Source organism: Pseudoclavibacter sp. VKM Ac-2867 (assembly GCF_015351275.1).
Classification (GTDB): Bacteria; Actinomycetota; Actinomycetes; order Actinomycetales; family Microbacteriaceae; genus Pseudoclavibacter.
Genome location: NZ_JADKSL010000040.1, coordinates 1 through 8,226 on the forward strand (window position 1 = coordinate 1; position 8,226 = coordinate 8,226).

Genomic DNA, 8,226 nt, shown 5'->3' on the forward strand with positions numbered 1-8,226 from the left:
TTACCCCCTCCAAAGGAAGAGGCACGGGATCAAATTGGCATTTGACATAGTGCACGCTGTTGAGTTCTCAAGAATCGGACGCTTCTCGTTTCCGGCCTGTTCGACCTTCTCCCGAGAGCAACCTCTCTAACCTACATCAGGTTTGGAACCTTGTCAACTTGGGCTGTGCGAGATTCGCAATTGCCACTGGACATTCCAGGTCCTGATGTTCAGTTTCGTTGTGCTCCTTCAAGCCGATTTCCCGGCCGCTCGGAAGCAACCTGTGTAACTTACCCTCGCGCCGTTCCTGGGGTCAAACCAGGGCGCAACCCGGGCGTGTCGCAGACCAGGAGGGACGTTGACTCGGCGGTCGAGTGCTGAGTCGGCATGCGGTGCCCGCCTCGCTTCGGCCTGCCCCGGAGGGCGGGTCCCCGTTGGAACGGCCAGTCATCGCCCGGATCGACTATCCCGGCCGGCGCACCCTGACGTGAGGAGGGACGCGCCCGCCTGCCTGAGTGAAACTCAGCTCAGGGCAGCCGCATCCGCCGTCACGAGCCCGTGGCGTGCAAACGCGTCGAAGATGCCGTTCTCCAGCACCGTCGATGTGACTTCGTCCGCGAGCTCCTGCAGCTCAAGGGCTGCGTTGCCCATCGCGATTCCGACGCCGCACACCTCGAACATCTCGACATCGTTCCAGCTGTCGCCGATGCCGATCGCATCAGCACGGTCGAGCCCGAGGTGCTCGAGCACCTTCTCGATCGCGGCGCCCTTCGTCGTTCCGTGCAACCCGATCTCGCCGTCCGAACCACCAGGCAGGGGCATGCTCCCGCGCACGATGTGGAATCGCTCGCCGAACTCCTGCCGCGCACGCTCCACAGCACCGGCTTCCTCGGTGAAGAAGACGGCCTTCGCGATCTCGTCGAGCGGGGCGTCCTCGATCGGCTCTGCAGAGAAGCCGGCCTGCGGCGCCGTCTGCGGCTCCGACTTGTCGACGCGGGCAGCCGCAAGGTGCTCCTGGATGGCAGCTCGAGTACGCGCCGAGGCGTACACCCGCCGGTTGGTCTGCAGGAGGTAGTGGAGCTCGTACTCCTCGAAGTGCGCGAGCAGCGCGTCGAGCTCTGCCCTCGGCATGGTCTCCCCGTGCACGAGAACGTCACCCACCTTGGCGAACGCACCCCCGTTCGTCACGGCCCCGTCGAAGCCGATCTCGAGAACCGACTCAGGGATGTGCCCCGCTGCTCGCCCCGTGCACAGGTAGACGAGGTGGCCAGCGGCGCGAGCCTCCCGAATCGCGCGGACGGTGGAGGGCGCTATCCGGCGACCGTGGTCGAGGATCGTGCCGTCGACATCGAGGAAGGCGATCTTGGGAGTGGACGAGCGTTCTGGCATGTGACCTCACGATGATTCTGCCGAGAGGGGGCTCGGCCAGACAAGCCTATGCCGCCCCGAACGTAGAGGACCATGCCGGAATGCAGAAGAGCGACCGGGGCCCAGAGGAGCATCCGGAATGCAGAAGACCCGGTGGCCAGAATGGCAACCGGGTCTTGATCTGTAGCTGGAGAGAGATTCGAACTCTCGACCTCACGATTATGAGTCGTGCGCTCTCACCAACTGAGCTACCCAGCCATGGGTGTCGAGGATGCTTTCGCACCCAAGATCAGAGCCCCGAGTCGGGTTTGAACCGACGACCCCTTCCTTACCATGGAAGTGCTCTACCACTGAGCTATCGGGGCAAGATGCCAATCGAGCTTGTGGCTCGGAATGGCACCAGATGAGGATAGCACCTCACGGAACCCCGTGAGAACACCACCCTCGTGGTGTGCCGCGTGTTACGCGCCCGCGCTCTCGCCGGGCATCGTGACGACCGTGGAAACGTTGTTGAACTGCGTGAGGAAGGCGATCGGGTCGATCTTGTTGCCATCCGCCGTGTGCACCTCGAGGTGCAGGTGAGGGCCAGTGGATGCGCCCGTGTTGCCGACCTTGCCGAGCTCGTCGCCGACCTTGACGACGTCGCCGACCTTGACGCCGATGGAGCCGGTCAGCATGTGGCCGTAGACGCTCTCGTAGCTCTGGCCGTTGATAACGTGCTGCACGATGACGTGCACGCCGAGTCCGCCGTTGTCGGTCGGGGTGACGCTCGTGACCGTGCCACCGGCGATCGCGCCGATCGGCGTGCCCTGCGCAGGTGCGAAGTCGATGCCCATGTGGTTCGTGCTGCCGATGCCGCCGGGCGAGACGCGAGGACCGAAGTCGTCGGTGATGGCGACGCCGACCGGGAAGGGCCACTGGACCGTCGAGGACAGGTCGTTCTTGTACGTGCCGCGGTCGACGAGGCTCATGAGGTTGGCCGCCGTGGCCGACCCCATGGTCGTGACGGCGTAGGCGTCTTCGCGCTCGACCGTGGTGGCTTCGCCGCCGGCGACCGTGAGGGTCTGGCCGGGGACCGAGGAGACGGCGTCGGCGAGCGCTGCTGAGCTGTCGCCTGCGACCTGATCTTCCTGCGTGGAGGTGGCGTTCGCGGGCATCGTCGAGACGACGGCGATGGTGGCGGCGAAGCCGAGCGCCGTGACGCCAGCTGCGCCGCGAAGGAGCGCGCCGCGCTTCTTGTGCGACTTCTCCGAGTTCTTGACGCGAACGAGTCCGCGACGGCCCGTCTTGCTGTCGACCTCGGGACGGAGCGCCTCTTCGTTGCGAGCGAAGCTCAGCGGAACCTCGAGCACCGCGACCGAGGCTCGCTCGATGCGTGCCGTCGACTCGGTGTCGTCCGAGCGGATCTGGGCAACCTCGGCGATGCTCGGCGTGGAGATGGACGCCGGGGCCGGGGCTGGTGCGGAGACGACCGGAGCAGTCTCGGCCTGGCCAGCCGAGACGATCTTCGGTGCGAGCGCTGCCGTGATGACTGGGGCCGAGGCGACGGGAGCCGTCGTGCGCTCCGCCTCACGCCGAGCGCGGCGCGAGCTGAAGGCTTCGGGAGTTGCCGCCGGTGCGATGGTCGCGAGCGATGCGAGACGCTCTGCTTCGCGGAGTTCTCGACGGGTCATGGGCGCCGGCAGAGCCTGCTCCTGGCCCGATGTGAGAAGGGAAGTCAACGATTCATATCCTTACCGCGGTTTATAACGAACTGGTAAATAGTAACGCGCAGGTCACGGAAACTTCAAGGTCTCCAGGGAATCCTCCTCGGCCTCGCCCGGTCGAGACGGCTGCGACTCGGGCCGCCACGCCCGGAAACACGCGGGAGACGGACAGGAGGAGGCGTCCTCGATCGCGTCTGAATTCACCCCACACCCGGGCGAGCCGAACCCAGCCTGAGCCGTTACAAACCACGCCGAGCCGTCAGGAGCCGCCCGCGAGGGGCAGCGCTACTCGTCCGTCAGGACCCTGACGTAGCGAACGAGCTCCTGCTCCAGACCCGGCCTCGCGGCGATGATCAGCCGCCGCCCCTCGCGCCCGAGCCCCTCACCCACGACAACTGCACCCGCCTCACGGGCAACCAGAGCAGCACCGGCATGATCCCAGGGGTTCAGCCCCGACTCGTAGTAGGCATCCAGTCGGTTGATCGCGATGTTGCACAGGTCGAGGGAAGCGGCCCCCACACGGCGCAGGTCGCGCACGTGCCCGGACAGCGTCATCCACTGCTCAGCCTGCTGCACCCGGCGCTGGGCGGAGTAGCTGAACCCCGTGCCGACAAGAGCGAGCTCGAGAGGAGGGGCAGCATCCACTTCAAGTCGCTCGCCGTTGCACCACGCACCCTGGCCACGCACCGCCGTGAAGGTCTCGCGCCCCTCCGGGTTCACGACGGCCGCGGCGAGGGTCGTGAAGCTCGAGGGCTCCGACCCCGGGTCGCCGACGACCACGGCGACGCTCACCGCGTAGTTGGGGTAGCCGTAGAGATAGTTGACGGTGCCATCGATGGGGTCGACCACCCAGGTGAGCCCCGTCGTGCTCGCAGACGCGTCCGATTCCTCGCCGAAGAACCCGTCGCCGGGGCGCAGTGCCTCGAGACGACGACGGATGTGCGCCTCCGACTCCCTGTCGGAGGCGGTGACGATGTCGACCGACGACGACTTCGTGTCGGCGACGGCCACCCCCTCCAGGCGGCGAGCAGCGACGAGCTCGGCGGCCTCCGTCGCCACCGTCACCGCGAGGTCGAGGAACGCTCGGAGCTCATCGGGAGTGAACTGGTCGGCGTCGTGAACGGTCTGAGCATCGTCGAGTTCTGGCACGCCCTGGAGCGTAGCAACGCCGGGCTTCCGGCGTCTTTCTGTGTTTATCTTTGCTTCTCTTGTTTTACGTCCGTTTGCCGCGTACGCTCTCCACCAGAACCAACACCCGGATCGCACAGGAGCATCCATGTACGCAACGGAGCGGCACGCGCTCATCCTCGAACGCATCACGCAGCACGGGAAAGTCGCCGTGCGAGAACTCGCGAGCGACCTCGACGTCACCCCCGAGACGATCCGCCGAGACCTCGACCAGCTCGAGCTGGAGAGCCTCGTCAGGCGGGTCCACGGCGGCGCCGTCGGCAACTCCCTCGGCAGCCTCGCCGAAACCGCAGTCGCCGAACGCCAGCCCCTCAACCACGACGCGAAGGTCCGCATCGGCGAAGCCGCAGAGCGGCTCATCCCCCGCGGCTTCAACGGGTCCATCCTCATCGATGCCGGAACGACAACCGCCGAAATCGCCGCCGCCCTCGTCCGACGCCCCGCCGACGAACTCGCCAAGCTGCAGGTCATCAGCAACTCGCTCCCCATCCTCGCCCTCCTCGCCGCACGCAGCGAACTCACCACGATCGCCATCGGCGGACGCGTGCGAGGCCTCACCAGCGCTGCCGTCGGCCCCAGCGCCCTCACGCAGCTCGCCGCGCTCCGCCCAGACCTCGCCTTCATCGGCACCAACGGCATCAGCGCCGATTTCGGGCTCAGCACCCCGGACCCCGACGAAGCAGCCGTGAAATCCGCCATGTGCCGAGGCGCCAGACGCGTCGTCGTGGCCGTCGACGCCTCCAAGTTCGACCAAGACGCCCTCACCCACATCGCACCGCTCTCCAGCGTCGATGCACTGGTCACCGACCAGCCCCCGCGAACGGCACTCGCCGCCGCGCTCACCGAGAACGACGTGGAAGCAGTGCTCGCATGATCGTCACCGTCACCGCCAACCCGGCAATCGACAGAACCCTCGCCCTCCCCCACGAGCTCGCTCGCGGCGACGTCCAGCGCCTCACCGGCAGCGAATCGCAGGCCGGCGGCAAGGGCATCAACGTGTCCCGCGCCCTCCGCGCCTCCAAGCTCGACAACCTCGCCGTCTTCCCAGCCTCCGCCGATGACGACTTCACGCACCTCGTCGAAGCCGAAGGACTGCGGATGCTGCCCGTGCGCATCGAAGGCAGAGTTCGCACCAACTTCGCCATCACCGAGGGGGACGGAACCACCACCAAGCTCAACGAGCCAGGGCCCCACCTCACCGCAGACGAAGCAGACGCCCTCGTCGTAGCCGTCATCGCAGCATCCCGCGACGCCGAATGGCTTGTCCTCGCAGGCTCCCTGCCACTCGGCCTCGACTCCTCCTTCTACGCAGCCCTCATCGAGGCGGTTCGCGCAGAGCTCGGCGAGGCCGCACCCAGCGTCGCCGTCGACAGCTCCGACGCACCGCTCAAAGCGCTCCTCGCATCCGGAACCCGCGTGCAGCTCATCAAGCCGAATGCCTTCGAGCTCGCCGAGCTGAGCGGCATCGCCGACGGAGACGCCCTCGAAGCCGACCCGCAGCTCGCTGCCGACGCAGCGGGCTGGGCCCTCGAGCACGGAGCCGACGCCGTCCTCGCCACCCTCGGCGGAGCCGGCGCCATCTACCGTGACGCCACGACAAGCCTCTTCGCCGCCCCGCCACCCACTCGCGTGCGCAGCACCGTCGGAGCGGGCGACTCGTCGCTCGCCGGCTACCTGCTCGCGAGCGTCACCGGGGCAGCCCCCGAACGCGCCCTCGCCCAAGCCGTCGCCCACGGAAGCGCCGCCGCTTCTCTGCCGGGCAGCGGAGTCCCCTCCCCAGAACAGACACGACCGGACCTCGTCCGCATCACCCACCTCGCAAGCAGCACCAAGGAGAACGCATCATGACCACCTACATCACGCCAGGGCTCGTCGCCCTCGACGTCGACCTGGGTGCGGACAAGACCGATGTCATCCGCAACCTGGCCGAACGCGTCGTCTCGCAAGGCCGCGCGACCGACGCCGCGGCGCTCGCCGCCGACGCCCTCGCCCGCGAAGAGCAGGGCGCCACAGGCGTCCCCGGCGGCATCGCCATCCCCCACTGCCGCTCCGGCGCCGTCACCGAGGCCACCCTCGCCATGTCGCGCCTCACGCCAGGCGTCGACTTCGGCGCTCACGACGGCCCAAGCGACCTCGTGTTCTTCATCGCGGCCCCGGACGGCGCCCACGACGAGCACCTCCAGATGCTCTCGAAGCTCGCCCGCTCCCTCATGGTCCCCGAGTTCAACGACTCGCTCCGCGCCGCGACCACCCCGGAAGAGATCGTCGCGATCGTCGAGAAGGCACTCGAGCCCGAGGAAGAGAAGCCAGCAGCCGCAGCCGCACAGGCAGCCCCCGCCGCGAGCGGCGCATCTACCGGCCCCGTGATCGTCGCCGTCACCTCCTGCGCCACCGGCATCGCCCACACCTTCATGTCGGCGGATGCGCTCACGGCGAAGGCCAAGGAGATGGGCATCGAGTTCTACGTCGAGCCGCAGGGTTCCTCGAAGGTCACCCCCCTCGACCCCGCCATCATCAAGCGCGCCGATGCCGTCATCTTCGCCAACGACGTCGATGTGCGCGACCGCGGCCGGTTTGCCGGCAAGCCTGTCGTGCAGTCGCCCGTGAAGCGCGGCATCGACCACCCGGACGAGCTGCTCAACGAAGCCGTCGCCGCTGCCAAGGACCCGAACGCGAAGCGCGTCCCCGCAGCGGACTCCAGCGAAGCCTCCGAGAACACCGCAAACGAGAGCGTCGGCGCCCGCATCAAGCGCTGGCTGCTCACCGGCGTCAGCTACATGATCCCGTTCGTCGCAGGTGGTGGCCTCCTCATCGCCCTCGGATTCCTCCTCGGCGGCTACGACATCGTCAGCGATGGCCGCAACACGGACATCATCCTGCAGAACTCCCTCTTCAACCTGCCCCCGGACGAGGCAACCCGCTCGGGCCTCCTCGTCTACCTCGGCGCCGTCGCATCCGCCATCGGGCAGGCCTCGATGGGCTTCCTCGTACCAGCCCTCGCCGGCTACATCGCCTACGCCATCGCGGACCGGCCAGGTATCGCACCCGGATTCGTCGCCGGTGCCGTCGCAGGCATCATGGGCGCCGGCTTCATCGGCGGCATCGTCGGTGGCCTCATCGCAGGTGGCGCGGCCTACTGGATCGGCTCGTGGAACGTACCGCGGTGGATGCGCGGCCTCATGCCCGTCGTCATCATCCCGCTGATCGCCTCCATCATCGCCTCCGGACTCATGGTCATCCTCCTCGGCGGACCCATCGCAGCCCTCACGAACGGCCTCAACAGCTGGCTCACGGGCCTCACCGGCGCAAGCGCGGTCCTCCTCGGCATCATCCTCGGCACCATGATGTGCTTCGACCTCGGAGGCCCCGTCAACAAGGTCGCCTACGCGTTCGCCGTCGCCGGCCTCGGTGCGGGTTCGTTCGACAACCAGGCACCGTGGATGATCATGGCAACCGTCATGGCCGCCGGTATGGTCCCGCCGCTCGCCATGGCACTCGCAACGTCCATCGCGCCCCGCCTCTTCTCCCCCGTGGAGAAGGAGAACGGTCGCGCGGCCTGGCTGCTCGGTGCCGCCTTCATCTCCGAAGGCGCCATCCCGTTCGCCGCAGCCGACCCGCTGCGCGTGATCCCTGCCAGCATGCTCGGCGGCGCGGCAACGGGCGCCATCACCATGGCCATGGGCGTCACCTCGCAGGCACCCCACGGCGGAATCTTCGTGTTCTTCGCCATCGGCAACCTGCTCTGGTTCGTCCTCGCCATCATCATCGGCATGGTCATCTCGGCGCTCACCGTCGTCGCCCTCAAGAAGTGGGTACGCAAGGCGCCCGTCGACGCCGACGTGCCGGTCGCCGCATCGCTCCAGGGCGAGATGGCGCACTAGTCCACGACCGCCGGGTGCGGAGGTCAACGCCTCCGCGCCCGGCCCGCACGATTTCTCGGGATGAGTTTCTCGCTTCGGGATGGGTAGCTTCCCATCCCGAAGCG

6 protein-coding genes and 2 tRNA genes are annotated in these 8,226 nt (G+C 67.5%); 3 read left to right on the forward strand and 5 right to left on the reverse strand.

Going from position 1 to position 8,226, the window contains the following annotated elements:
- Positions 1 to 501: 501 nt before the first annotated feature.
- The 5 genes from ITJ67_RS19390 to ITJ67_RS19410 form a co-directional block, all read right to left on the reverse strand.
- On the reverse strand, positions 502 to 1,368 hold the full coding sequence (locus ITJ67_RS19390; protein ID WP_160074907.1) for a Cof-type HAD-IIB family hydrolase: 867 nt from the start codon (positions 1,366 to 1,368) through the stop codon (positions 502 to 504).
- Positions 1,369 to 1,531: 163 nt separating this feature from the next.
- Positions 1,532 to 1,605 (reverse strand) — tRNA-Met (locus ITJ67_RS19395).
- Positions 1,606 to 1,640: 35 nt separating this feature from the next.
- Positions 1,641 to 1,712, reverse strand: a tRNA-Thr gene (locus tag ITJ67_RS19400).
- Between the two features lie 96 nt (positions 1,713 to 1,808).
- Positions 1,809 to 3,068 (reverse strand): M23 family metallopeptidase, encoded by a 1,260-nt coding sequence (locus tag ITJ67_RS19405; protein WP_160074905.1) that lies wholly within the window; start codon positions 3,066 to 3,068, stop codon positions 1,809 to 1,811.
- Positions 3,069 to 3,338: 270 nt separating this feature from the next.
- Entirely contained in the window at positions 3,339 to 4,202 is an 864-nt protein-coding gene (locus ITJ67_RS19410; protein WP_323741511.1) for an inositol monophosphatase family protein, read from the reverse strand.
- A gap of 127 nt (positions 4,203 to 4,329) precedes the next feature.
- Between ITJ67_RS19410 and ITJ67_RS19415 the strand changes: the two genes are divergently transcribed.
- The 3 genes from ITJ67_RS19415 to ITJ67_RS19425 are packed head-to-tail and all read left to right on the forward strand — an operon-like array spanning position 4,330 to position 8,122.
- Positions 4,330 to 5,115: a DeoR/GlpR family DNA-binding transcription regulator gene (locus ITJ67_RS19415; RefSeq protein WP_194678744.1), complete on the forward strand. Its 786-nt coding sequence runs from the start codon at positions 4,330 to 4,332 to the stop codon at positions 5,113 to 5,115.
- Positions 5,112 to 6,089 (forward strand): 1-phosphofructokinase family hexose kinase, encoded by a 978-nt coding sequence (locus tag ITJ67_RS19420; protein WP_194678745.1) that lies wholly within the window; start codon positions 5,112 to 5,114, stop codon positions 6,087 to 6,089. The genes ITJ67_RS19415 and ITJ67_RS19420 overlap by 4 nt, the downstream gene beginning before the upstream one ends.
- Positions 6,086 to 8,122 (forward strand): PTS fructose transporter subunit IIABC, encoded by a 2,037-nt coding sequence (locus ITJ67_RS19425; protein WP_194678746.1) that lies wholly within the window; start codon positions 6,086 to 6,088, stop codon positions 8,120 to 8,122. Before ITJ67_RS19420 ends, ITJ67_RS19425 begins: the two co-directional genes overlap by 4 nt.
- The last annotated feature ends 104 nt before the right edge of the window (positions 8,123 to 8,226 follow it).

Coding starts and splice junctions, on each gene's coding strand:
- ITJ67_RS19390 (WP_160074907.1), bottom strand. CDS start 1,368: ATGCCAGAACGCTCGTCCACTCCCAAGATCGCCTTCCTCGATGTCGAC.
- ITJ67_RS19425 (WP_194678746.1), top strand. CDS start 6,086: ATGACCACCTACATCACGCCAGGGCTCGTCGCCCTCGACGTCGACCTG.
- ITJ67_RS19415 (WP_194678744.1), top strand. CDS start 4,330: ATGTACGCAACGGAGCGGCACGCGCTCATCCTCGAACGCATCACGCAG.
- ITJ67_RS19420 (WP_194678745.1), top strand. CDS start 5,112: ATGATCGTCACCGTCACCGCCAACCCGGCAATCGACAGAACCCTCGCC.